Genomic DNA, 23,780 nt, shown 5'->3' with positions numbered 1-23,780 from the left:
AGGACTCTCAGGGTAAGCTGAGAAGCATTGCTGACGCGGCCACTCCCGTTTCATCATACCGAACTTTTTGGATCCCAACTCAGCAGGCTGCCCGGGAGGGGCCGGGGCCAGTCTCCCCGAGGCTCTGGGCGATCGCCTAGACTAAAATTAGTTCACATGTACTTTTGAAAGTTCAATGGTTCAATATACACTGCTTCAAAGTCCCGAGATAGTGCTGACTGTGCCCGGAAAAGATTCTGCAAAAGCCCGCGAAAAAGCCATGGATCAGCTCGTGGATCTGATGGATTCCGGGCAGCTACCAACGGATCTGCCTGACGGTTTTAGTCCCCAACAGTTTATCGAAGTGAAAGACACGCCCGCCGCCCCCTCCCCCGAAGAAGACGCGGTCACCCAGGCCGTCCAGGTCTTGAGCAACTTGGCCACCCTCAAGCTCAAAGCCCAGGGCCTGCGGGGGGACGCGCTCAAGGTTCGCCAGCAGATTGATCTGCTCTTTAGCGACGCCGATATTCAAGAGGCAGAGATCAACGAGCTCAAGGAAGGCTTCAAGGTGCTGAAGTCTTTTGCGCAGACCAACTTGCGCTATCGCGAGGCCCGCTCCCAGGCCGAAAGCGCCCGGGCGGTCATCGATGCGGCCCTCGCCTCTCCTGACGCTCCCTCTGCGAAAAAATGAGCGAAGTGAGCTTGGCAGAGCGGGTTGAGTCGCTCAAGGCGGGGTTGATCGGCGCAGCGGGCAGCACCAGCGCGGCCCTAGCCTGGGCCGTGGGAGTCCAGGGGCTGCAAACGGTGCAGGCCGCGCCAGCTGAGGGGCTGCGGGCCGGACTAGGGGCGATCGCCGCTGTCGGATGGACGCTGCCAGGTCTTGCTCACGGGGCGATCGCGTTGCTGTCGGGCTTTTTGTTTGGCGTCACCTACCGCTACGTGGTGCGCCAAGACGCCAATCCCCACCTCAAGTCTGGCGCCGTCATGGCCTTTGGGCTGGTGCGGGGCCTCGCCGAGATTGACCAGATTTGGCCCACGCTACAGCCCCAGTGGAGCGCCATCCTGCCGCTGTTGGAAAGCGTGCTGATCTTTGCGATCGCCCGCGCACTCCTCGACGCGGGTCTGGCTAGGGGCTGGGTGCGGCCCTTCGGTCTGCTGGCCCAGGCCTCTCAGCCCTCGGCCACCGTCGGTTCCACCAATACGCAAAAACCGACGGCGGAAATTCGCTCGTCGGTTTCCAAAAGCTGAGCAATCAGCCAGCTCTTACATGCCGGGGATATTCAGGCCCGCCGTCAGCTCTTCCATCCGCTGGCGCATGGTGTTGGTGGACTTCACGTAGGCATCCTTCATCGCCGCAGACACCAGATCCGACAGCACTTCTGCACCCTCGCCGAGGGCATCGGGCGAAATGGTGACGCTGCGGGGCTCCTGGTTACCGCTGAGCACCACCTTCACGAGGCCGCCACCCGCTTCTCCTTCAATTTCCATCTGCTCCAGTTCTTCCTGGAGACGCTTGGCCCCTTCCTGGACTTGCTGGGCTTTTTTGAAGGCTTCAGTCAGTTCCTTCATTTTGCCGAGGCCAAAGCCAAAACCTTTTCCCTGTGTCATAGCGTTCGCTTGTGTTAAGTGATCGGGCGGTGAATCTTGATTAATCTTCCCCAACATTCTGCCATCCCCTCGCTATCAGGTTAACAAGTTTCCCCTGAGGGCTGGGCGATCGCCCTGGGAGGCTGGCGCTGGCTGGATCTGGATCTAAAGGCCGTGAAACTGGCGAAAATCCTCGTCTTTTTCGCTCAGCTGCACCCAGTCGAGGCCCAATGAGCGGAGTTTGTCCACCAGGCGATCGCAGGCTGGACGCTCGGTGGCATAGTGCCCCGCATCAACCAGAATCAGACCGCGATCGCGGCTTTCTTGAAACTGATGGAACTTGCAGTCCGAGGTCAGGTACACCTGGGCACCGGTCTTCACCACCTCATCGATGTAGCTGGCTCCTGAGCCGCCCAGCACCGCCACCCGCTGGATCGACTGCTCCAGGTCCACCGTCGGCGAAAAGATCAAAGACGGGGGCGACAGGCGGGTCTGGATCAGATCCAGGAGCGATCGCAGCGACAACACCGGATCCAGGCGACCCACGCGGCCATAGCCGCGGCCCTCTAGGGTGGGTGAAACGGGGGTGACTTGCTTGAGCTCCAGGAGCTGGGCCAAGACGTCCGCCGTACCGTGATTCACCTGGTCAAAGTTGGTGTGGGCGCTGTAGATGCCGATGTTTTCGGTGAACGCCAAGCGGGCCATGTCGGCGATCGCCGTGCCGCGCTGCAAGGACTTGAGGGGGCTAAAAAACATCGGGTGATGGGCAAAAATCAAGTTCACCCCAAACCCAGCCCGCTTGAGGAACAGGGCCTCTTCCATCACCGCCAGCGTCGGCGTCAGGCACACCAGCACCCGGGCCGGCTGATCCAAAATGCCAGGCTCAATTTGCCAGCCGCTGTTGTCCCATTTCTCCTGCCACGCAGGGTTGGCCCAAGCTTCAAACCAGGTGATCAGATCTGCAACATTCATGATTCGAGCCCCGTCGGGCAGTCTTTAAAACGGAGATTCTTCCGAGGAGGGAAGGCTTTCGAGGTGCCGAAGAAAGGCGAGCAGTTCTTCGTCGGTGAGCTGCTGGCGCGATCGCTTGCCGTAGGTGCGCTGGAGATAGGTCCGGCCCTGGGCATCCGTCCAGCCGAGGCGCTTGAGCTCGACGCTGGTCTGGGCGATCGCATCCGACAAGTCAATGGGCTGCTCTGGGGCAGCAGCCGCTTTTGCGGTGCTGCGCTTGCTCGAGGACGCTCTGCTGGAAGGGGTCTTGCTCGCAGCTTTCTTGGATGCGGGGGCGGGCCGACTGATCTCCTGGGGGATTTCAGGCTCCTCATCCTCGAGATCCGCATAAAACGTGACGTCCTGAGCAGCCTCTGGGGCATAGGCCGCCATGTCCATGGTGGTGGGTTCGGGCAGCGATCGCATGCCCAGATCTTCGCCGTTTAGAGTGTGGCTATGGCCGTTGACGGTGCGGGGCGGCAGCGACGACGAAAAGTCTGTGGTCTGGCCGCCGTGGTTGGCCATCAGGCGCACCTGTAGCTCGTAGGCCGAAGATGGCATAGCCGCTTCTGCGGGGGGCTGAGGCTGCGCGACAGGCTGCGGATAGATGCCCAAGACTTCGAGAGCCCGCAGGCGGGCGCGATCTTCTGCTTGTTCGATGCTCTGGGCACCGGCTAGCCCCGTCGCTAGGGTCACGCCGCTGACCTGGGCCGACACGCGCACAATATAGGTTTCAGCCTGCACGCTCATCAGCTCAGAGACCAGGCTGCCGGTCGGGTAGCGGCTGCGAAACTGCTGGAGCAAAACGGCATACCAGTCGCTCTGGAGATGGGGAGACGACTGAGACATAGACATCGATGGCGAAGGGGAATGGGAAAGGCCGTACAACGAGTGGGCTTCTCCGTCCCGAGGAGAAGGTGGATGCATGGTCGCACCTGAGCTGTGGTAGCGAAGGGCGATCGCAGCCCCAAACATGTCCATTCTATGCGGGGTCGGTTTCAACTCACACCTGACTTCAGCGAGGGAGGATGCAAAAACAGGATTCTTTGGGTCGCAGCGATCGCGGCTTGGGGGCTCGCGCTGACCCCTCACCAGCGGGCTTCTCTGAAGGCGATCGCAACGGATGACTGTTCGTGGATTAGTAGCATACCGCAGTTCCCCAGAGGAACCGCGAGAACCCGAGAAATCCCCGCAAGCCGGGGGCCAGCCGCCCAGCGATGGCCTAGGCCGCTGCGCTAGGATGGGGGAGGTTGGTTGACCAACGCTTTGGTCCGGCGCTTCTCGCCCAGCGCGCGATCGCCCCTCAAAATCTTTATCAAGATCTCAGTTCAAGATCTCAATGGTTCTTGTCGTCTGCATTTTTAATCTTGCGATCGCCCTGCTGTGCCTCTACTTCACCTGGCAGGTCTGGCAGTGGCGCCGCGCCCTCGCCCAGGCCGCCGACGTCTTGGTGAACTGCGAGATCAGCACCCACGAAACCCTCAAAGGCGCTCCCGAGGCGATCCGGGCAGGCCAGCAGGGCACCCACCAGCTTCGTCAGCAGATCCAGAGCCTTCAGCCCCAGATTCAGCAAGTGAACCAAATCTTGTCAATCGTAGGCACAGGGCTGGCCTTCGTGCGGCAGCGACGCCTTGCCCAGCGGACCAGTGCTCGGCGGAGCGCTTCGGCGCCGTCTTCGCGCCTGTAGAATTAGAGCCCCTGCATTGCCCAGGGCGCTCTCAAGCTTTCGCCCCAGAACCCTTGAAAAATATCGGTTTCAGGGCATTAGGAAATCGCCGAGAAAGCGCGATTTGTGATAAAATTTTAACAATAATCAGCAATTATTGAGAAGTCAAGGGGTTTCTTTGCGGCCTTTTGGCTCTTTATTGCCGAAATCGCTTGTTTTTGGAGTTTTTTGGACAGTATGAGCACCTCCCAGGAGCGAATTGTCCCGACAGATCTGCGTAACGAGATGTCTCGGTCCTACCTAGAGTACGCCATGAGCGTCATCGTCGGTCGGGCGCTCCCAGACGCACGGGATGGCCTCAAGCCTGTGCACCGGCGCATTTTGTACGCGATGCACGAACTGGGCTTAACCGCCGATCGCCCCTTCCGGAAGTGCGCCCGTGTCGTCGGGGAAGTGCTGGGTAAATACCACCCCCACGGCGACACCGCCGTGTATGACGCCTTGGTGCGCATGGCCCAGGACTTCTCGATGCGCGCCCCGCTGATCAACGGCCACGGCAACTTCGGCTCTGTGGACAACGATCCGCCCGCGGCCATGCGATACACCGAGTGTCGCCTGCATGCCCTGACCACCGAATCGCTGCTGCGAGACATCGAGTCTGAGACAGTCGATTTTGGCGATAACTTCGATGGCTCTCAGCAAGAGCCGCTGGTGCTGCCGTCGCGAATTCCCCAGCTGCTGCTAAACGGCTCCTCGGGCATCGCCGTGGGCATGGCGACGAATATCCCGCCCCACAACCTCGGTGAGCTGATCGACGGCACGATCGCCCTGATTCACAATCCTGAGCTGACCGATACGGGATTGATGCGCTACATTCCCGGGCCTGACTTTCCCACGGGGGGCCAAATTCTGGGTGCGTCGGGGATTCGGGACGCCTATACGTCGGGGCGCGGGTCAATCACCATGCGGGGCGTGGCCGCCATCGAAACGGTGGAGCAGCGCGGCCGGCCCGATCGCGACGCCATCATCATTACGGAGCTTCCCTACCAGACCAACAAGGCAGCCCTGATCGAAAAGATCGCGGAGCTGGTGAACGAAAAGCGCCTGGAAGGGATCGCGGATATCCGAGATGAGAGCGATCGCGACGGAATGCGCATCGTGATCGAGCTCAAGCGGGACGCCTATCCCCGGGTGGTGCTCAACAACCTCTACAAGCAAACGCCGATCCAGAACAACTTTGGCGTCAACACCCTGGCCCTGGTCAACGGCGAACCCCAGCTGCTCACCCTCAAGCGATCGCTCGAGGTGTTCCTGGAGTTTCGCATCGAGACGATCACCCGGCGGACCCAGTACGAGCTGCGCAAGGCCCAAGAGCGCGACCACTTGCTCCAGGGCTTGTTGATTGCCCTGGGCAACCTGGATGCAATCATTCATCTGATTCGCCACGCCGCCGATACGCCTTCTGCTCGCCAGGATTTGATGGACTCCTACGGTCTGTCCGAGTCCCAGTCCGACGCGATTTTGCAGATGCAGCTGCGTCGCCTGACTGCCCTAGAAGCGGAAAAAATCCAGCGGGAGCACGAAGACCTAGAGGCGCAAATCCTGGATTTGCAGGATATCTTGGCGCGCCGGGAGCGCATTCTCGAAATCATCGAGATCGAGCTAAAGGCAATCCGGGACAAGTTTGCCACCCCGCGCCGCACCACCATCGAGACCATCGAGGGCGATCTGGGCGACATTGACCTGATTGCCAACGAGCAGGTGCTCATTTTGGTAACGGAGCAGGGCTATATCAAGCGGATGCCCATCAACACCTTTGAGGCTCAGAGCCGGGCAACTCGCGGCAAAGCCGGGGCGCGGATGAAAGAGGATGATGTGATTGCGCACTTCCTCACCTGCTGCGACCACGACAGCTTGCTGTTTTTTAGCGATCGCGGCGTGGCCTACTGCCTCAGGAGCTACCAAATTCCCACGGGCTCTCGCAACGCGCGGGGGGTGCCGATCGTTCAGATGCTGCCCATTCCCCACGATGAGAAGATCACCTCTGTAGTCCCGGTGAGCGAGTTCAGCGCGGACGAGTATCTGGTGATGCTGACCAAGGGCGGCTACATCAAGAAGACAGCGCTCGCGGCCTTTAGCAACATTCGCGCCAATGGCTTGATCGCGATTTCCCTAGAGGACGGGGACCAGCTGCGCTGGGTGCGGCGCGCTCGCGCTGAGGACAGCGTGATGATCGGCTCTCGCAAGGGGATGGTGATTCACTTCAAGACGGATCACGAGCAGCTGCGGCCCCTGGGCCGACCGACCCGCGGCGTGAAGGCGATGTCTCTGCGATCGGGCGATGAGCTGATCAGTATGGACATTTTGCCAGCCCAGGTGGTGAATGCCATGGAGGCCAACAGCGACCTTGAGGACGAGTCCGAACTGGCAGAACCGACCCAAATTCAGGGTCCGTGGGTGCTGGTGATCACGACGGGCGGCTACGGAAAGCGCGTGCCGGTGGGGCAGTTCCGACTGCAAAATCGGGCGGGCATGGGCCTGGTCGCCAGCAAGTTCCGCAAGGCGGATGACCAGCTGGCGGATCTGCGGGTGGTCGGCGAGGGAGCCGAACTGATGATGATCACCAGCCGCGGCATTATCATTCGTCAGGTCACGGACGCGATTTCCTGCCAGTCGCGGATGGCGACGGGGGTGCGGGTCCAGCGCCTGGACGAGGAAGATGCGATCGCAGCGGTGGCGCTGGTGCCGCCAGCGGCAGAAGACGGCGAAGAGGACGACGAGGAATAGTCTTCTAGGTCATGCCGCATTTTTGGAAATCGCTGCTGCGGTGGGGCGAGGGGCGATCGCCCCTCGCCATTGCCTTGGGCAGTGGTCTGCTCATGGGCTGCACAGTCGCTCCCCTAGAGGCTTGGCCTCTGGCCTGGGGAGCGATCGCGCCTTTGTGGGTTTTAGTCGTTCGAGCAGGGGCCCGCAGCTCGGCAGACGCTGAGGGGGATCTAGGACCGTCGGCCTGGCAGCTAGGGCTGGCCTGGGGCGTCGGCTTTCACGGGATAGCGCTGTCGTGGATCACGGGGGTGCACCCCATGACCTGGATGGGGGTGCCCTGGCTCGCTTCGTTGGCGATCGCCCTTTTTTGCTGGATTTTTATCACGTTGTGGGGGGCGGCGCTGGTGGTGGCCTGGGCTGGGCTGATGGCCTGGCTAGAGGGCCGCTCGCGCGCCCGTTTCTCTAGCGCTGGGGCGATCGCGGCGCGGCTGGGGAGCGGTGTGGCGCTGTGGCTACTCCTTGAGACCCTGTGCTTGCAGATGCCGCTCAACTGGAGCCTGATCGCCTACACCCAAAGCCCCCACAACTTAGCCATTTTGCATTTAGGACAGCTTGCCGGGCCGTTTGCAGTGAGCGCGGCCCTCCTGGGGGTCAATGGCCTGCTGGCGGAGGCGTGGCTGCATCGGCGATCGCGTCACGTGCTCGGGCGATCGCTAGCTGCCGGGGCGATCGCTCTAGGAATAGCGCTCCACGGCGTCGGCTGGGCTCTCTATCAGCAGCCCCTTCTCGCCGCTGACTCTGACAGCCTGCGCGTAGGCATCGTGCAGGGCAATGTCCCCAACACCATCAAGCTTTATCCCGAGGGATTTCGCCGGGCCATCGAGGGCTACACCACCGGCTACCGCACCTTGGCCCAGCAAGGCGTAGACGCCGTCCTGACGCCGGAAACGGCGCTGCCGTTTTTGTGGACAGAGGCCACTGCGCCCCAAAGCTCACTCTACCAGGCCATCCAGGAATCGGGCGTCCTGGCCTGGGTCGGGGCCTTCGGGCGCGAGGACAATCGCTTCACCAATAGTCTGTTTACCGTCACAGACGACGGCATTCTCGATCGCTACGACAAAGTGAAACTGGTCCCGCTGGGCGAATACATTCCCTTCGAATCCATCCTGGGCCGCTGGATCGATCGCCTCTCGCCCCTCGACGCGACCCTCAAGCATGGCCTCCCCTATCAGCAAGTGGACACGCCGCTGGGTCGGGCGATCGTTGGCATTTGCTACGAGTCCGCCTTTCCAGAGCACTTTCGCAGACAGGCTCTAGCGGGGGGCGCCTTTATCCTGAGCGCCTCCAACGACGCCCACTACAGCGCCGTCATGCCCGCGCAGCACCACGCCCAGGACATCATGCGGGCCATCGAAACCGATCGCTGGGCCGTCCGGGCCGTGAATACCGGCTATTCTGCCATCGTCGATCCCCACGGCCGCACTCAGTGGATCTCGGAGCTCGACACCTTTGCGACCCACAGCGCTACCATCGATCGCCGCTCCACCCAGACCCTCTACGTCCGCCTGGGCAATTGGCTAACACCGCTGATGCTGGCGATCGCCCTGGGCTTAGAGATGCGCTATCGCCAATCACGCCAGCAGCCCTCAGCCCCCACCCGCTGAGCCACGGGTCAGGAATCTCCGCCAGATTCGGCCCCGAGGCATTGCAAAATATCACGGCAACCGAGCAAAACACCGCACAATCCAGCAGCCCTGGCTAAGATGGCGGATATCTGGGTTCGGCAAAGAGAGGCCACGGTTATGGCGCAGCAGCCTTGGGCGGCGGATGAGGCGCGAGCATTTCAGAAGCTGCAATCCCAGCTCCGCGATCGCTGGCACAGCCTAGACCTCTTCGATCGCAGCGACTGTGACATTTTGGTCGTCCCGTCTTTGAGCCTCGATCCCAGGGAGCTCCAAAAAATCGAGGGCTACCGTCACTACGAAGAGCGGCTGCTGTTCTCGCTGATTCGGCTGCGCAATCCCAGGACGCGGCTGGTGTATGTCACGTCTCAGCCGCTGCCTCCCATCGTGATCGACTACTATTTGCAGCTTTTGCCGGGGATTCCGTTTTCCCACGCCCGCGATCGCCTGCTGCTGTTTTCGACCTACGACTCTTCGCCCCAAATTCTGACCCAAAAAATCCTCGACCGACCCCGACTGCTAGAGCGCATTCGCCAGTCTCTGCGCCCAAATCAGTCCTACATGATCTGCTACAACTCAACCGCCCTCGAGCGCCAGCTATCGGTGCAGCTGGGGGTGCCATTGTTAGCCCTAGACCCTGATTTGCTTTACTGGGGCACCAAGGCAGGCAGTCGCGAAATTTTTGCCGAGGCAGGGATTCCCCATCCAGACGGCAGTGAGCTGACCCAGAATGCCGAGGATTTGGCGATCGCCGCCGCCGAGGTCTGGGAGCGCAACCCTGACCTACAGCGGCTCGTGATCAAGCTCAACGAAGGCTTTTCGGGGGAAGGCAACGCGCTGCTCGACCTGCGATCGCTGGAGGCCGTGCGCCCCGGCAACGCTTCTCACCGCGATCGCGCCAAAACCCTGAAGCATCACTGGCCAAACCTGCGCTTTCAAGGAGCTGGAGAAACTTGGGAAAACTTTGGTCAGCGCATTAAAGAGCTAGGGGCGATCGCCGAAGCCTTCATCGAGGGTAGCGAAAAGCGATCGCCCAGCGTCCAGGGCTACCTCAGCCCCAGCGGCGAAGTTCAGATCCTCTCTACCCACGACCAGATTCTGGGCGGTCCCGACGGCCAAATCTATCTGGGCTGCCGCTTTCCCGCCGACGAGGCCTACCGGCTAATGCTGCAAAACCTAGGCGATCGCGTGGGCCAAATCCTCGTGAAAAAAGGAGCCCTAGAGCGCTACGGCGTCGACTTTGTCACCGTGCGACAGCCCGACGGCTCGTGGGACGCCCAAGCCATCGAAATCAATCTGCGCAAAGGGGGCACCACTCACCCCTTCATGACCCTCAAGTTTTTGACCAGCGGCGAGTACGACATGGCGACAGGGCTCTTTCACAGCCAGGAAGGACACCCCAAGTACTACGTCGCCACCGACAACCTCCAGAAACCCCAGTACTGTGGTCTTTTGCCCACCGACCTCATGGACATCATCGCCGAGCATCGGCTGCACTTTGACAGCAGCACGCGCACCGGCACTGTATTCCACCTCATGGGCTGCCTCTCCGAATTTGGCAAACTTGGCGTCACGAGCATTGGCGACTCCCTCGAGCAAGCCCAAGAAATCTACGATCGCGTGGTTCAGGTCCTCGATCAAGAAACCGAGCAGGCGATCGATCCGCCACAGCCATCCCCCATCTGTCCGCCCATTTCCTGGGCCAGCAGCACCGCCCTCCCCAACGCATAAACAAAAATCGCCCTCCAAGTTAAGAAGGGCGATCGCACTCAAATCAAGATTTTGGGTCAGCTTGCGGAGGAAATACTCCTCCGCAAGTGCCTCAGTCGCTTAGCGAAAGCATCAATTAGCCATCGATGTCGGCGGCGGAATCATCACCGATATCATCGAGACCTTCAACGCCACCTTCAGCATCAGCAGCGTCATCGGAATCATCAGACTCGACTTCGCTCGCATCATCAGCAGCGGCGTCATCGGAATCATCAGACTCAACTTCGCTCGCATCATCAGCAGCGTCATCGGAATCATCGGAGTCATCAGACTCGACTTCGCTCGCATCATCAGCAGCGTCGTCAGAATCATCCATATCATCAGACTCGACTTCGCTCGCATCATCAGCAGCGTCGTCAGAATCATCCATATCATCAGACTCGACTTCGCTCGCATCATCAGCAGCGTCGTCAGAATCATCCATATCATCAGCCTCATCTTCAGCAGGCAGTTGCTGCAGGCCGGTGAAACCGGTGATCTCTTCGATGTTCAGCTCTTCGATTTCAGAATCGCTCAGCTGTTGCAAACCAACCAGACCCGGGAAGAGGCGGCTGCTAGCACCCACAACCTTATAGGCAACAATCTGCCCCCGGGAGCGGCGACCTAGAGCCAGACCGCGGCCGCGACCAGAGCTTGCGCGGTACAGGCGAGTTGAGCCACTGCTCGACTGGAAGGTGTACACCATACCTTGGCTAGAGAGAGACTCTAGGGTGAAGGCATTGATGTAAACCGTCCGAGAACCAGAGACGAAGGTCACGTTGTTGCGCACGATCTCAGCAGAGTTCACCGCAATGATCGTGCCATTGGTGACCGAGGTCGTAGTAGAGGAGCCACCGCGCACAACAACGTTGATAGCGTTGTTGGTAGAGCCACTAGAGCCAGCGTTGAACTCGCTGTCAAAGGAGCTGTCGTCATCAAAGTTTTGGTTTGAGACGTAGGTAGAGCTATCAAACTGGCTATTGCTCGAGGAGCTGCTAGGGGTGTAAGAACCAAAGCTGCTCTCTACCAAGCCAATGTTGAAGCGGGTTTCACCCCGGCTCTTACCCTCGAGCTTGAAGCCGCTTTCGCGCTGAGCGAACTTGAAGTTGGTGCGGCTATCGTTGCTGACGTAGGAGATGGAAGGATCAGAGTCAGAGGTCCGCACAAAGGAGGTTACACCGATACCTTGACCTTTGACGTCGAACTCTACCGCATCATCCGTCAGCGCACCTTCAGTCCGAAGGGTTGCTTTCTCAATGCCGTCGAGGTAGATATCAACGCTGGCTTCTTCTACTTCGCCCTTGATCGAGAACTCGCGAGAGCCACGGCTGCCAATGCTCTGAATCTTGAACTTGGTGACATTGGCATCGTCACTGGCGTAGGCAATATCGCCATCTAAGGGATTGAAGTCGACCTTACGCTCAGCAGTGGTCGTGGTGTCAGAGCCCTCTGAACCAGTGCTCGTGGTGGTCGTGCTATCCGTACCCGTCGCTGTGGTCGTGGTGTCGGTGCTGGTCGTCGTAGCATCCGTACCCGTCGCTGTGGTGTCCGTACCGGTAGACGTGGTGGTCGTGTCGGTGCCAGTCGCCGTCGTGTCGGTGCCGGTCGTGGTGTCAGTACCAGTCGTAGACGTGGTGGTCGTGTCGGTGCTGGTCGTCGTGGTGTCGCCGCCCGCAGCCGTCGTGGTCGAACCGTCTGCCTCTGTCGTGCTGCTGGTCTCAGAAGTACTCGTGCCGCCCGTTGCGCCACCGCTTTGGGAGATCAGTCTGCCTTCACCACGCAGCTCAAACTTGGTGCGGCTGCCGATGAAGATGGGCTGCTCGGGGAGGCTGCCGTCAGTTTGGAACTTCAGGGTGCTCGGCAGCGCGATCGAGCCGTCGTCCAGAGTGGCTTCGTAGGAACCGATGGTCAGCTCACCCAGGTTGGCTTCAAAGCTCTGGCGAGACTCAGAGTCGAGCTGAGCGCGCACTGGCAAGAAGAGGAGGGGAGCGGTGCTGTTGGGATCCTTAGCGGTGATCAGGGTGCCGTCGATGTCATCGAGGAAGGCATCGAACGAATCCAGGGTGAAGTCAACCTGAGTCGGGACGCTTTGGAAGAAGACAGGAGAACCCGTGCGGGTAAAAGCGATACCGGAGAGGTTGCCTCGGAGGGTGCCAGTGTCACCGGCTTTGGGAGCACGCTTGCCGATGGGGTCAAGACGGCCCGCAGTCGGGATAAAGATGGAGTTCGTGGTCGTTCCGTTTTCGGGGGTTTCGATTCGCAGCTGACGCACGGTGGCATCGAAGAGAACCGTGTTGTCTAGCGAAGCGTTGGTACCGGGGATGAAGAAAGCCGCTTCTCCTCGGGCTTGACCACCGGAGACAGGAATCTCGGCGGAGGCGGGTTGGGTGTGGCTAGCGATCGCCAGGCTACCAGCTAGTAGACCGAGACAGACAGCAAATCGAGTTGACCGAGTCATACTTGGAATCCTCATTACACGAACGGTGAACACAGCCGAGCCAACATCAACAGGAACTAGAAAGGTTTCATCCTGAGCGAGTCATGACCCGCTCGAATGGTGTGAGTACAAGGTCGTAGCACCCGAGTTGAGAACAATGGGGTCTCTGGCGTCTGAGTTGGAGCCGGGGCGTCTTTCTGCTGGGATGAATTTCGAGCGACCCGATTGCCCTCGTTTGGTATAGAACGTTTCTCTGTATCCAAAAGTTCCCGGCAAACGAAAGAATTTCTCAGACGAGATTTGCGCAATTGAGATTAGTTTCAAGACGCCAGAAGTCTTTATTTTAAGAGGCTTCTGGGCTATTGAAGAGCGATCGCTGCATGCCCTGATTCAGGTACTTTACAAAAGCTTTACGCAATTCATACAAAAGCTTTGTGAAACACCCAATTTTCCGTATTTCACCGGAGAAAGCAAGAAACCTACTGGCAGAAATTCTCTCTCTTGCGAAGGAAGATTCCGTGGTTTTCCAGTAGGTTTCTTGCCGACTAAGCCATTAGAAGCTGAACGTCGTTCTCAGTGCTCCAATGGTAATCGTGTCGTTGTCAGGGTTGTTGCGGGGATTGAAGACAACGATTAGGCCCGGCGTAATCGAGATATTGTCAGAAACTCGTACGCGGTAGAAGGCCTCAAGGTGCGTGGTGCTGCCTGGGCGATCTTCGATATCGCCGCTTTCCAGGAACGGAATGTTTTGGAGAGGGTTACCAAAACTGCTGTTCAGGATCTTGGGAGGCTGGCCCACGTACAGGCCGGCCAGGTTTCCTTCACCGAGCAGATCGGGGAAGTTTAGGAAGGCCATCCAGTTGACGGTTTCAGCATCCCCCGTCCGGCCCAGCAGGGAGGTGTGGGTGTAGCCGCCCCAGCCACCAATGGTGAACTTCGGCGACACTCGCCAGGACACCGTCGCGCCGTAGGCGTGAGTCTTGATGGGAGCGCGACCCTCTGCATCCACTGCAACGATCTGGTCATCGCCGACGTTGCTGCCCATCTGGCCCGTCGGAGAGTAGGAGTTGATGTAGTTGAGGGCAACGTCAATCGTATCGGTCGGTGCCAAGGTCAGCTGCGTACCAAAGGTATTGGCGCTGTTGTCTCCCCCGAAGATACCGCCGCCGTCATCGTTATCAGCAGGGCGGCTCGCGGAGTAAACCCCCTGGAAGCTGATGCGCGGCGTGATCTGCCAGTCAAAGCCGATACCGCCTCGGCCACCGCCGATATTTTGAACGGGGTTGCGCTGAGCAAAGAGAGACAGCGGGCCTTGGCCAGCGCTTTCAACCCGGTTGGCGCCCCGGAAAACGTTGACGGAGTTGACGCCTTCCGGTCCTACGATCAGGGCAAAGCGGTTGCCAAACAGCTGACGGTAGTTGAGGTCGCTGAGCTGGAACTGATTATCGGTGTCGCCTTCGTAGCCCAGGATGACGTCGTTGGTCAGACGGGGAGCACTGCCGCCGTTGCCGGCCTGCAAGCCGGTCAGCAAGATGCTCCGGTTGGAGAACTGGGTATAGAGGCTGAGCTGGGCGTTGTTGAGGAAGTTGACCTCGGTGCCGGGGTCATCTTGACGGAAGCGGAAGGCTTCGATGCCGGCGGGGGTGAAGGTAGAGGTGTTTTCGGAGCGGCCCTGGAGACCGAAGATCGCCTGACCGTAAAGCTTGGTAGTGGTGGAGAACTGGTTCGCCTCTAGCTCAGCGGTGCGAGCCTCCAGGGAGTCGACGCGGCCCCGCAGGGTGGCCAGCTCTGCGGCGAATTCTTCTTGAAGACGCTGTAGGGTGGCGAGATCTTCTTGGGTTGCCAGGTCGGCGGTGCCAGCAGCAATCAGCTCGTTGACGCGATCGAGGCAGGCGTTGAGGCCAGCAGCGAACTCGTAGCGGGTGATGGCCCGGTTACCGCGGTAGGTGCTGTCGGGATAGCCAGCGATGCAGCCGTAGCGCTCCACCAAGGACTGGAGAGCCTGGAAGGCCCAGTCGGTGGGCTGGACGTCGGAGAGCTGGGAGACGGAGGTGACCTGGGACATACCGGCGCTAGGAGCGGCTTCGTCGACCGCTGCTAGGTCGCTCACGTTGGTCATGCCGGTTGAGGCGGCATCCAGGTCGGAGAGGGGGCTGAGGTCGCCCGAGGCGATCGCCTCAGGCTCAGCCATTGTGAGGGATGAGGCGTCGGACAGTTCCGAAACGGCGATCGCCCCCGTCTCCTCAGAAGGTTGCTCGATGCTAGCTGCATCTTCTTTCAAAAAGTCATCGGCTGCTTGCGCTGGCGCCAAGCTTGCACCCCAGAAGCCTAGGGCCAAGAGCAGCAGGGCAGGAGACATCCGCTTGCGATTCTCCGGGCTAATCAGAGAAAACCTCATATCTTTTTTCGACTCCTTACAACACCACGAACGACCCGAGCGAGAAGCTGGCAATCTCTAGTAGCACAGACACTCCTCGGGCTGCAATTGATCAAATGCCCTGACTGTAGCAGCGAATTCCCTAACACTCTTGAAAAGCACGAACTTTATTTAGGCGTAAACAGTCGTGGACGGTACAGGCCAGTCAGGGGCAGGTAGATGACGCTCAGGAAACTTAATGGGCACCCTTAGCTCTGCACACGAGGCGTGATGGGAGGCCTTACCGGCAGGTCACAACCCCCTAGTAGGCAACGGCGGCCCGGTGCGCAGAAAGTTGTCAGTGTTTAGGGACAGAAGTACTGAGGAAGGTTTATACTTCATCAGTAGAATAGAAGTTGGAGACCAAAATCTACGAATTAAAGTTCCCACATCTGTTAAATCTTTAACCTTTTTGAGCGCTTTTGAAACCTTCTGTGACGAAAATACTGGCGAACTTTTGCCTAAGCTTTCCCCGAGTGTTCTCCCAGCTTTTCTGAGCGATCTGCTAGGAGTTGTCTTAGCACAGGTGCGAAGGGTTTCTCGGTTGGGGACAATACTCAGTGTCCTCAGGCCAGCCGGGGAGAGATCTAAGAAGGCTCCAGGAAAGCCAGGGCGAGGCGCACCGCTTGACCAATGGTGGAAAGGCGATCGCGCTCTGGGGCAGTACGCTCCCAGCGCAGCAGGTGATTTTGGAAGGCGGCGTCTTTTTGGGCGCGGCGCGCGATCACCTGGGAAATCACTTTTTTCTCGAGCTCGGCGGTCGCGATGCCCTGGGTGTGGAGAAATTGCAGGAGCCGGGGCACGCTCTCGGCAAACTGCTCGGGGGACTGCACGAGCAGAATGCGCTGCACTTGCTGGGCGACTTCTAGGTACACTTTGCGCCGGCGATCGCCCGCATCTTGGACAGAGTCTTCTTCCGTCGGCGCGTCAGTCAGCGCTCCCTTCAGGCTGCTATCGACTGGGCGATCGCCATTGACCGGGGGCGGCAGGCGCAGCAGCGCGTCAATCTGCGATCGCTGCGCTGCCAAGCGCTCCACAAACTCCGGATACAGCTGCAACATGCGCTGGGCCAAGCCATTCCCATTCATCGCCCGGTTGGCCTTGAGCTGCAAAATCACCCGTCCATCCAGCAACTTGTGGGACTGTAGGACCAAGCTTAGGTCCGGATTTTCGCGGCTCACCTGGGTCAGCGTAAAGGCGATCGCCTCCCACTGCGGCATTCCCTCCAGCGTCACCTCGATCTTGGCCGTATCCACCTCATAAAACTGCACCAGCTCCCCAGGCTCCAGATTTCGCCCCACCGGGTAGCGATCCGTCGGACTCTTGTGGGTGTAGTCAAAATGCGTATAAACGTACTGGCACTGGACATTCGACAGATCAACATCCTCAAGCTGCCAGTTATCAATACAGCACCCCGTCAAACACGCATTGTCCAAATTGGTCCGAATGAAGTGGCTCTGGAGAAGATAAGCCTCCCCCAGATCGGCCTCACACAAAATGCTATGGCTCAGGTAAGCCCCGCTGAGATCCGCCCGCCGCAAATCCGCTCCCCGCAGATTCGCCTCGCTAAAATCCGCCCGCAGCAGCAGCGCATCCTGCAAATCGGCCCGCAGCAGCCGCGCATTCCGCAGGCTCGTCTTCAGCAGATAGGCCCCCGTCAAATTGGCCCGGCTCAGGTCCGCCCCGTGGAGCACCGCCTCACTGAGATCCGCCCCCGCCAAGATCGCCCGGTGCAGGTCCGAGCCGCTGAGATTCGCCTGACGCAGATAGCAGCCGCTGAGATTCGCCTCAATCAGGCTCGCCTCCACGAGCTTGGCCTCCCGCAGATTCGCTTCCTCCAGGTGCACCTCCCGCAGGTTGGCGCCGCCCAAGTCCGCATTCACCAAGCTTGCCCGCTTCAGGTTTGCCTCCATGAGCTTGGCTTCATTGAGGAGGGTGCTGTTGAGCTTGGCCCGCTCCAGCGTCACCTGATCGAGCTGCGCTCCGTGGAGATTAGCGCCGCTGAGATCCGCCTCCTGCAAAATCGCCCAGTTGCAGTCGGCGCCGCGCAGGAGCGCCAGGCACAGCTCCGCCTTGGTCAGATCAGCACCACTCAGGACCGCGCGATCGAGCAAAGCGCTGTTGAGGGACGCGTTGCGCAGATTGGCGTGGTGCAGCGAGGCTTCGGTCAGGTTCGCGCGGTTGAGGTAGGCCCAGCTCAGGTTGACCCCCGTCAGGTCGGCACCGCTCAGGTCAATGTCCTGGAGATTTGCGCCGCTGAGATTGGCTCCGGTGAGGTCAACTTGGGCAAAGTTGCGCTCGCCTTTTTGGTATCGGTGTAGCAGATCTTGTGCTTGCATGTTAGCCCTGGGAGCCGAGGCTGACGGAAGGTCAGGAAAATCACGAGACGAGACTGGGGAGTGCGGCAATGACGGCGCGATCGCGCCCACGGTAAATGCACCATACCGCTATTTAGAGGAGAATCGCTCGAACTCTTTTGGAGCCCAGGCAAGGGTACTTGGAAAGGCGAAAAGCTAGCTAGATGACCAAGGAACCTCGTTGCAGGGTAGTCTGCTGCGGTGCTCTCTGGAAGCAATCTAACAAAAAGACCATGGATCAGTAGAAGGGGCGCCTCCCCAGGCAGCCATTCGCTCGGGCGATCGCGCATTTTTCACGATCTGAAATACAGCTTGACGAAACACTACCAACACTCCTGCGTTGTATTAAGAATTACAGCCCGATCGTCAACACTGACCCCAGAACCGGGCAGTCTGTTTATTAGAGAACAATCTGGTGTGACTTACCTTCGGTTTCCAGTCATTCCGGCGCTCTACCAACTCTGGGATCAGTCCAGATTCTTATCTGTCCCCTAACCTATTGATCCTTCAGCACGCTCATCCGGAGCCTCGATATGCACACCTTGAATCACACCCTGGAAAAAAGCCTTCTAGACGCCGATGGGCGCTACATGAGCCCGCAGGAGCTGTATCCTGTCGAACAATATATCCAGAGCTTTGCGGCTCGCGTAGAGGCTTATCACTTTTTGCGAGACAACAGTGACAAGCTGGTCTTGGCCGCGCTGCGGAAGCTGGCCCAGATCCATCCGGATGTGATTCAAAAGCACGGTCAGCGCTGCAAGTACGACATGACCGAGGTGCTGCGCTACATTGCCTTGGCAATCCTGCGAGATGACGAGGTGTTTTTCAAAGAGCAAATGCTGGTGTGGCTCGACACGATCTTGGTGGCCCACAAGAAGACCGAGCAGTGCGCCATGGCCTACCGCTATCTCCAGGATGCGGTCAATCAGTCGCTGACATCGGCTCACAGTGGTCTCGTGCGCTCCTACCTCGATACGGTGATTTTGGCCCTAGAGTCCCACGCCTAGGCCCCGACCCTGATGACGGTTCTTTGCGATCGCGCTTTGGGTATCATTTAGCACCCAGCGATCGCCCCTTCTAGCCCCCACCCTGCTTTTCTTCCCCACGTTCGCTTCTTTCGGAGGAATCTTCTATGGGTACGCTGCGTTCCGTCGTCGATCGCCATGCCTCGGTCGAAGAGCGTCAAGCCGCGCTGCGGCAAATCTACACCCAGGTCCTAGAGCGCCAGCCCTACGCCCACGAGCGCCGCATCTTGGCCAAGGCAGAACAAGATTTTCTGAAAGATAAAATCGGGGTTCGTCGATTTTTGATGGAGCTGGCGCGCTCAGAGGTTTATCTCAACAGCTTTTATCATCGCGTTTCGAACCTGAAGTTTATCGAGTGGTGCTTCAAGCACTTCCTGGGCCGGGCACCCATGGACCAAAACGAGGTGCGCGAATACTGCAACATCCTGATGCACAAGGGCGCAGAGAAGTGCATCGCTGCAATTCTCGATTCTGAAGAGTACCGCAAGGAATTTGGCTGCTTTACGGTGCCCTATCCTCGGGAACATCGCTACTACGCTTCACCGAAGGTGTTTCTGGAGTCGGGCATCCTCAACCACGAGCACTTTGGCCAGCGGGGCTGGATCGTCCCCACGCTTTACTGGCATGAGCTGGGCCTAGACTGCACAGCGGGGGTTTGTCGCCATCCCGAGGCCGACGAGATCCTTGATCCGCCGATCTCTGCCGAAAGCGAAGCCCTGCAAGAAAAGCTGCTAGAGCTGCTAGACGCCTTCGAAACGTCGACGCAGTCTGCCTCTGAGGCTTTTGCGTCCCTGTCGCCGAGCCAGCGCGAAGCGCTGCGTCGCGTCATTCACTAGCGCTCTTTGACAACGCTGGCCCAGCCTTGAGGGTTCAAGGTGCCGCTAGAGTTGCCTGCTCTCTGCCAAGATTGCTTCCGCTGGAGTCCAGCGGAAGCATTTTTTTGGGCGCTGCTTGGGCTTTTTTGGGGCGCGATCGCCCCTTGCGCAGTCTAGGGCTGGGCCGCCGGAGCCGCTTGCAAGCTCTGAGTCCCTTGCTGAATCTGGGCAACCTGGGCCGAAACTTCCTCAGCGGTCATCACTGGAGCTGCTGGAGCCTCAGCACTGGGCCAGGCTTTTTGCAGGGCCTCGAAGGCCGCCTCAATTTGCCGCTGCGCCTCGGGATTGGATTGCCGAACGGTATCCCGAACGCTGGGATAGAGAAACTGGTAGGCGTAGAGGACAAAGCCGCGCGAGTCTTGGTACTCGATGGCTTCAGAGATTTTGTTGTTGCTGATGGCGGCTTCGTACTCGGCTTGGGCGACGTCTAGCAGGTTGTTAATCACCGGCAGCGCCACGTCGAGGGACTGGCTTCGCTCCTTGGGGAGGACCGCGATCGCCCCGTCGATCGCCGCGATCGCGTCATTAAACTTGGCCTGTATCTGAGGATCGCTAGGCCGGTTTTGCACCAAATCATGCACCTCTGTCAGAGTCGCCTTGAAGGGGGCCACGCCTCGTTCCGCCAGCTGGTCTTCCAAATCGGCGTAGATCTCCTCGACAGGGTGGCCAATGTGGGGCTCAGCCTCAGCAGGCTTTTCGAGCTCTAGGAGCTCCTGAGCCACTAGCATGTGACCGCGCATCAGCGACAGCTTGGTCAGGTAGTCAATGTCCTTGGTCAGACCATCGACAGGCTGCGTCTCTGGGCTCGCCGCGCTGGGCGCGGGGCTTTCGGGGCTGCTCGCCGAAGGGGTAGACGGGCTACAGGCGCTCAGGCCCAGGGAGCAGGCGATCGCCATCGTCACGGCAAACAATCGAAGCTTCACCATAAATTCCTCAAGACAGTACAGAACGAAGACAGGACCATAAACTGTCAATCTTGGATTAGATGAGAATTACTGTCAATTGAATTGCGAAACGGTTTTGTGCTGAGTGACAGTCTTGCTTAGACTTTCGCCTTGGCAGGGTGAACGTCAAACATGCCCATACAGCCCGCTTCAGCGATCGCGTCTTGGTGGGGATGAAACATGTACTTGCCCGTAAAGGGAAACGAAAATTCTAGAATGTGGCGCTCCGCCGTCCCCAGGGTCAAAATATCCGTTTCCTGGCTGGGCGTAAGGGTGCGGCCCGTCGGATAAACCTGGAAAAAATTGGCGTGCAGGTGAAAGGACACCGCCGCATCGAACTCGATCATATTCAGCACGTAGAGGCGAATTCGCTGGTGCTGATAGACCGCGATCGGGTGATGGTGGTAGTAGTGCGGCACCCCGTTAAAGGCGTACAGATCATTGCGCTGATCGTCATCGAGGTCATAGCCCGCCATCACCAGCACCATCTCGTCCGCTGGCGGCCGGGGCTGGGGCGGATCAATGATGAACAGGCCATAGAGGCCTTTGCTGATGTGGCGCGTCACGGGCGCAATGTGGCAGTGGTAGAGATGAATGCCAAAGGGCTCAGCGTCAAACTCGTAGACGGTGGTTTCGCCGTGGCGCACCGGCTCGACGCCGTCGGCTTCGGCGGGATGGACCCCGTGAAAGTGCATGCTGTGGCTATGGCCGCCTTCGTTGCGAAAGATCACTCGCACGCGATCGCCCGCTTTGGCCCGCAGGGTCGGCCCCGGAATGCGGCCGTTGTAGTTCCAGGTGACAAAGGAAACCGAGGGCGTCAGCTGGAGTGGCGCGGTGTCCGCCACGATCTCAAACTCCCGCACAGTGCGGCCATTTTCGCGTTTGAGAGTGCCGTAGTCGAAGTCTCGCAGCACCCGCATTGGGCTAGCCAGGCGATCGGGAACTGGCGCCTCGGGCAGCGGGGGAACCCGGATCGCCAGCGATCGCTGACGCTGAAACTGCAGCCAAGTGCCTCCCAGGCCCGCCAGACCCACAGCAGTCCAGCCCGCCCGCAGCAGGTCGCGTCGCCGTAGCTCCCACTTCGCCCAAGAGTCAAACTGAGCCATGAATCAGAGTTGCCACACTGGCAGAAAGGGGTGTCGGCAACTCACAAAATCCCCAGAAGGGGCGTCAGTTACTGCAAAATACTTTCACTAACGGCTGCCACTGATGAGTATATCAGAGGCGCTCAGACAGGATGGTCACACCGCCCAGCAAGCCTGCCCACAGGGCCTCGGCGGCGCGATCGCAGCTAGACGTGCCGCACGATCATCAGATGGGCGGCAGCACCTTGAGGGGCAGTTTGAGCACATCCCAGGCGTGATATCGCTGGGAGATATTAATGCCCAGCTCTGACTTGATCAAATAGAGGGAATAAAGCAAAAGAACAATTAGAAGCGTGTTTTTGAGATATTTCACGGCAAAAGGCTGTTTTCTCGGCGATCGCGATTGTAGGCGGCCCCTTTGACCTAGCTGTGTCAAACCTGTGGCGCTGTTGTTGAAAGCGCCTTTTGAAGAAAGCGATCGAACGCGATTCTTTGCGTTTTTCCCAAGTCCTAACAAGAGGCCGCCATCGAGCTTTTCGGCGCGTCCAAGAACTCACAAGCCGCCAGAATATCGAACAGACGAACATTGGCCTCGAGCAGGCACGTATGGCCGCTGTTGGGCAAAATGTGCATCCGGGCATCCCGCAGGCAGTGCACCAAGCGGTTTGCTTCGTCGATCGAGGGCAGCAGGCGATCGCCCGCACTCGCCAAGATCAGAGCCGGCTGCCGAATGCGGCGCAGCTGCAAATCCCCCAGATCAAAGTCCCGCAGCAGCGCCAGCCGCCACACCGACGTTTGCTGGGGCACCGACTGGATCGCCTCTAGCAGGGCCTGGCGATCGCCCGCTTCAATTTGGCCCAGCGCCGACAGGAACGGCAGCAGCGCCAGGGTCGAGGCTCGATACAGCGGCTCCGGCAGCCAGGGCGTAATCTGCGCTCCCCAGCGAATCCAAAGACTGTTGCGAAAAGAAGACGCCGGATTGATCAAAATCAGCCGGTCAAAAACCTGGGGCGATCGCACCGCCACCTGCATCGCCAAGCAGCCGCCAAAGGACTCGCCGCACAGGTAAACCGGCCGGTGGGGATTGCGGCGGATCTCGCCCTCGATCAGCTCCGTCACCTCTTCGGCCAGGGTTTCCCAGCCCATCAGCGCCTGAGGTGGCAGCGCCAAGCACCGCACATCAAAGTAGCCGCTGAGGCTCTCCGTTTGCAGACGCAGCAGCTGACCCGTCCCGTCGAGCCCCGGCAAAAACACGAAAAGGGGGCGATCGACTTTGGGCGTCGTGGGGGTCAGCAAACAGGGACGATTCGGAATGCTCCGCATAGTGTCGAGAAAATGAAGGGCAGTCTAGGCAAGCTTGGGAGTGTCAGGCAGGGCTCTCAGGCGGCGATCGCCGCTCCTCCTTAGATTGTGACTTAGACCACCCCAGACGACTAGCAACAGCCCTGAGCCAGCAGCGCCTCAATCTCGCCTTGGCAATAGTCCGTCAGCTCCTGCACCGTCGTCAGCCCCTGTTTATTCTGATAGCGCGATCGCTCCTGAGGCGTGATCCAGCGGGGCCGCCCCACCAACACATTGACCCGCTCATAGACCACCATCGGATGCCAGCCCGGCTGATCAAACAGTGGCTCCGACGGATCAATCCAGCTCAGCATTCGCAGCGGCACCGTCGTATTGCGGCGCTCGGTCTGGGAGGCGATCGCCACCGGCAGCACCGCCAAATCCTTCACCGGCGATCGCAGCGCCAAGTGCGCAAAGCCCCGCTGAAACTCACACAGCGATCGCGGATCCGTCGCAGACACCATCGGCTGCGTCCCCTCCGGAAACACCCCCACGCACTCCTGAGCGCGCAAAAAGCGAGACGCCGTCCGGAAAAATCCTCGATGGCGGTCCTGGGGCGCCTCCAGAGGAAAGCAACCCAGCCCCTCCACCACCTCCCGCAGCCCCGGCACCCGGCCCATATAGTGGTGGCACGCAAAGCGCACCGTCCGCCCCGTCGCCGCCATCAGCAGCGGCGCATCCATAAAACTGCGATGATTGCTGACTAAAAGCACCGAGCCCGACAGCGGAACGCGATCGCCATAGAAAGTAAACACTCGCGTCCCCAAACCCGTCACAAGCAGCCGTGAAAGTTGTAGAGGGCGATCATCAGATGGCATGGTCAAACTATTGCCAGAAACAGAACAGCGATCTCAAAAGCGATTAGAGCGCCGACCGTAGAC

At 59.3% G+C, this 23,780-nt stretch carries 19 protein-coding genes; 8 read left to right on the top strand and 11 right to left on the bottom strand.

Features of this window, described 5'->3' with window-relative positions; genetic code table 11:
• Nucleotides 1-175 precede the first annotated feature (175 nt).
• Both GEI7407_RS03720 and GEI7407_RS03715 read left to right on the top strand, forming a co-directional pair.
• Complete coding sequence (locus GEI7407_RS03720) at nucleotides 176-670, top strand: hypothetical protein (RefSeq protein ID WP_015170790.1); 495 nt, start codon at nucleotides 176-178, stop codon at nucleotides 668-670.
• A complete protein-coding gene (locus tag GEI7407_RS03715) occupies nucleotides 667-1,227 on the top strand; it encodes a hypothetical protein (RefSeq protein ID WP_015170789.1) in 561 nt (186 codons plus the stop codon). Before GEI7407_RS03720 ends, GEI7407_RS03715 begins: the two co-directional genes overlap by 4 nt.
• Nucleotides 1,228-1,242: 15 nt before the next feature.
• Here the strand turns inward: GEI7407_RS03715 and GEI7407_RS03710 are convergent, their stop codons facing one another.
• From GEI7407_RS03710 to GEI7407_RS03700, 3 genes are all read right to left on the bottom strand, one after another.
• On the bottom strand, nucleotides 1,243-1,587 hold the full coding sequence (locus tag GEI7407_RS03710; protein ID WP_041268261.1) for a YbaB/EbfC family nucleoid-associated protein: 345 nt from the start codon (nucleotides 1,585-1,587) through the stop codon (nucleotides 1,243-1,245).
• Between the two features lie 144 nt (nucleotides 1,588-1,731).
• Complete coding sequence (locus tag GEI7407_RS03705) at nucleotides 1,732-2,538, bottom strand: Nif3-like dinuclear metal center hexameric protein (protein WP_015170787.1); 807 nt, start codon at nucleotides 2,536-2,538, stop codon at nucleotides 1,732-1,734.
• A gap of 24 nt (nucleotides 2,539-2,562) precedes the next feature.
• A complete protein-coding gene (locus GEI7407_RS03700) occupies nucleotides 2,563-3,405 on the bottom strand; it encodes a hypothetical protein (protein ID WP_015170786.1) in 843 nt (280 codons plus the stop codon).
• Nucleotides 3,406-3,895: 490 nt separating this feature from the next.
• On the opposite strand from GEI7407_RS03700, the gene GEI7407_RS03695 reads away from it, so the two are divergent.
• The 4 genes from GEI7407_RS03695 (at nucleotide 3,896) to GEI7407_RS03680 (ending at nucleotide 10,401) form a co-directional block, all read left to right on the top strand.
• Nucleotides 3,896-4,243 carry a hypothetical protein gene (locus GEI7407_RS03695; protein ID WP_015170785.1) on the top strand — a complete coding sequence of 116 codons (348 nt, stop codon included), beginning with the start codon at nucleotides 3,896-3,898 and terminating at the stop codon, nucleotides 4,241-4,243.
• 216 nt (nucleotides 4,244-4,459) lie between these two features.
• Nucleotides 4,460-7,009 (top strand): DNA gyrase subunit A, encoded by a 2,550-nt coding sequence (gene gyrA / locus GEI7407_RS03690; protein WP_015170784.1) that lies wholly within the window; start codon nucleotides 4,460-4,462, stop codon nucleotides 7,007-7,009.
• An 11-nt stretch (nucleotides 7,010-7,020) separates the two neighbouring features.
• Nucleotides 7,021-8,652, top strand: a complete 1,632-nt coding sequence (gene lnt / locus GEI7407_RS03685) for an apolipoprotein N-acyltransferase (RefSeq protein WP_015170783.1) — start codon at nucleotides 7,021-7,023, stop codon at nucleotides 8,650-8,652.
• 138 nt (nucleotides 8,653-8,790) lie between these two features.
• Complete coding sequence (locus GEI7407_RS03680; RefSeq protein ID WP_015170782.1) at nucleotides 8,791-10,401, top strand: peptide ligase PGM1-related protein; 1,611 nt, start codon at nucleotides 8,791-8,793, stop codon at nucleotides 10,399-10,401.
• 115 nt (nucleotides 10,402-10,516) lie between these two features.
• Here the strand turns inward: GEI7407_RS03680 and GEI7407_RS03675 are convergent, their stop codons facing one another.
• From GEI7407_RS03675 to GEI7407_RS03665, 3 genes are all read right to left on the bottom strand, one after another.
• Nucleotides 10,517-12,877 (bottom strand): hypothetical protein, encoded by a 2,361-nt coding sequence (locus tag GEI7407_RS03675; protein ID WP_015170781.1) that lies wholly within the window; start codon nucleotides 12,875-12,877, stop codon nucleotides 10,517-10,519.
• Between the two features lie 532 nt (nucleotides 12,878-13,409).
• Nucleotides 13,410-15,254, bottom strand: a complete 1,845-nt coding sequence (locus GEI7407_RS03670; protein WP_015170780.1) for an iron uptake porin — start codon at nucleotides 15,252-15,254, stop codon at nucleotides 13,410-13,412.
• Between the two features lie 605 nt (nucleotides 15,255-15,859).
• Complete coding sequence (locus GEI7407_RS03665; RefSeq protein ID WP_015170779.1) at nucleotides 15,860-17,611, bottom strand: pentapeptide repeat-containing protein; 1,752 nt, start codon at nucleotides 17,609-17,611, stop codon at nucleotides 15,860-15,862.
• 551 nt (nucleotides 17,612-18,162) lie between these two features.
• Here GEI7407_RS03665 and GEI7407_RS03660 point away from each other — a divergent pair.
• Nucleotides 18,163-18,636: a phycocyanin gene (locus tag GEI7407_RS03660; RefSeq protein ID WP_015170778.1), complete on the top strand. Its 474-nt coding sequence runs from the start codon at nucleotides 18,163-18,165 to the stop codon at nucleotides 18,634-18,636.
• Nucleotides 18,637-18,761: 125 nt separating this feature from the next.
• The gene (locus GEI7407_RS03655; RefSeq protein ID WP_015170777.1) at nucleotides 18,762-19,490 is read left to right on the top strand and encodes a phycobilisome rod-core linker polypeptide; all 729 of its coding nucleotides are present in this window, start codon (nucleotides 18,762-18,764) and stop codon (nucleotides 19,488-19,490) included.
• A 152-nt stretch (nucleotides 19,491-19,642) separates the two neighbouring features.
• Here GEI7407_RS03655 and GEI7407_RS03650 read toward each other — a convergent pair whose 3' ends face one another.
• The 5 genes from GEI7407_RS03650 to GEI7407_RS03635 form a co-directional block, all read right to left on the bottom strand.
• Nucleotides 19,643-20,455 carry a hypothetical protein gene (locus tag GEI7407_RS03650; protein ID WP_015170776.1) on the bottom strand — a complete coding sequence of 271 codons (813 nt, stop codon included), beginning with the start codon at nucleotides 20,453-20,455 and terminating at the stop codon, nucleotides 19,643-19,645.
• A 116-nt stretch (nucleotides 20,456-20,571) separates the two neighbouring features.
• Nucleotides 20,572-21,579, bottom strand: a complete 1,008-nt coding sequence (locus GEI7407_RS03645) for a multicopper oxidase domain-containing protein (protein WP_015170775.1) — start codon at nucleotides 21,577-21,579, stop codon at nucleotides 20,572-20,574.
• Nucleotides 21,580-21,784: 205 nt separating this feature from the next.
• The gene (locus GEI7407_RS21295; protein ID WP_190274170.1) at nucleotides 21,785-21,931 is read right to left on the bottom strand and encodes a hypothetical protein; all 147 of its coding nucleotides are present in this window, start codon (nucleotides 21,929-21,931) and stop codon (nucleotides 21,785-21,787) included.
• A 137-nt stretch (nucleotides 21,932-22,068) separates the two neighbouring features.
• Nucleotides 22,069-22,881: an alpha/beta fold hydrolase gene (locus tag GEI7407_RS03640; protein ID WP_015170774.1), complete on the bottom strand. Its 813-nt coding sequence runs from the start codon at nucleotides 22,879-22,881 to the stop codon at nucleotides 22,069-22,071.
• A 110-nt stretch (nucleotides 22,882-22,991) separates the two neighbouring features.
• Nucleotides 22,992-23,717 carry a 1-acyl-sn-glycerol-3-phosphate acyltransferase gene (locus GEI7407_RS03635; RefSeq protein ID WP_015170773.1) on the bottom strand — a complete coding sequence of 242 codons (726 nt, stop codon included), beginning with the start codon at nucleotides 23,715-23,717 and terminating at the stop codon, nucleotides 22,992-22,994.
• Nucleotides 23,718-23,780: the final 63 nt, after the last annotated feature.

Source organism: Geitlerinema sp. PCC 7407 (genome assembly GCF_000317045.1).
In the GTDB taxonomy this organism is placed as follows: domain Bacteria; phylum Cyanobacteriota; class Cyanobacteriia; order PCC-7407; family PCC-7407; genus PCC-7407.
The sequence above is the reverse complement of the archived record's forward strand: the minus strand, read 5'-3'. Positions and strand labels throughout refer to the sequence as shown.

Coding starts and splice junctions, on each gene's coding strand:
- GEI7407_RS03645 (WP_015170775.1), bottom strand. CDS start 21,579: ATGGCTCAGTTTGACTCTTGGGCGAAGTGGGAGCTACGGCGACGCGAC.
- lnt (WP_015170783.1), top strand. CDS start 7,021: ATGCCGCATTTTTGGAAATCGCTGCTGCGGTGGGGCGAGGGGCGATCG.
- GEI7407_RS03715 (WP_015170789.1), top strand. CDS start 667: ATGAGCGAAGTGAGCTTGGCAGAGCGGGTTGAGTCGCTCAAGGCGGGG.
- GEI7407_RS03680 (WP_015170782.1), top strand. CDS start 8,791: ATGGCGCAGCAGCCTTGGGCGGCGGATGAGGCGCGAGCATTTCAGAAG.
- GEI7407_RS03640 (WP_015170774.1), bottom strand. CDS start 22,881: ATGCGGAGCATTCCGAATCGTCCCTGTTTGCTGACCCCCACGACGCCC.
- GEI7407_RS03635 (WP_015170773.1), bottom strand. CDS start 23,717: ATGCCATCTGATGATCGCCCTCTACAACTTTCACGGCTGCTTGTGACG.
- GEI7407_RS03695 (WP_015170785.1), top strand. CDS start 3,896: ATGGTTCTTGTCGTCTGCATTTTTAATCTTGCGATCGCCCTGCTGTGC.
- GEI7407_RS03655 (WP_015170777.1), top strand. CDS start 18,762: ATGGGTACGCTGCGTTCCGTCGTCGATCGCCATGCCTCGGTCGAAGAG.
- GEI7407_RS03700 (WP_015170786.1), bottom strand. CDS start 3,405: ATGTCTCAGTCGTCTCCCCATCTCCAGAGCGACTGGTATGCCGTTTTG.
- GEI7407_RS03675 (WP_015170781.1), bottom strand. CDS start 12,877: ATGACTCGGTCAACTCGATTTGCTGTCTGTCTCGGTCTACTAGCTGGT.
- GEI7407_RS03665 (WP_015170779.1), bottom strand. CDS start 17,611: ATGCAAGCACAAGATCTGCTACACCGATACCAAAAAGGCGAGCGCAAC.
- GEI7407_RS03705 (WP_015170787.1), bottom strand. CDS start 2,538: ATGAATGTTGCAGATCTGATCACCTGGTTTGAAGCTTGGGCCAACCCT.
- GEI7407_RS03710 (WP_041268261.1), bottom strand. CDS start 1,587: ATGACACAGGGAAAAGGTTTTGGCTTTGGCCTCGGCAAAATGAAGGAA.
- GEI7407_RS03720 (WP_015170790.1), top strand. CDS start 176: ATGGTTCAATATACACTGCTTCAAAGTCCCGAGATAGTGCTGACTGTG.
- gyrA (WP_015170784.1), top strand. CDS start 4,460: ATGAGCACCTCCCAGGAGCGAATTGTCCCGACAGATCTGCGTAACGAG.
- GEI7407_RS03670 (WP_015170780.1), bottom strand. CDS start 15,254: ATGAGGTTTTCTCTGATTAGCCCGGAGAATCGCAAGCGGATGTCTCCT.
- GEI7407_RS03660 (WP_015170778.1), top strand. CDS start 18,163: ATGCACACCTTGAATCACACCCTGGAAAAAAGCCTTCTAGACGCCGAT.
- GEI7407_RS03650 (WP_015170776.1), bottom strand. CDS start 20,455: ATGGTGAAGCTTCGATTGTTTGCCGTGACGATGGCGATCGCCTGCTCC.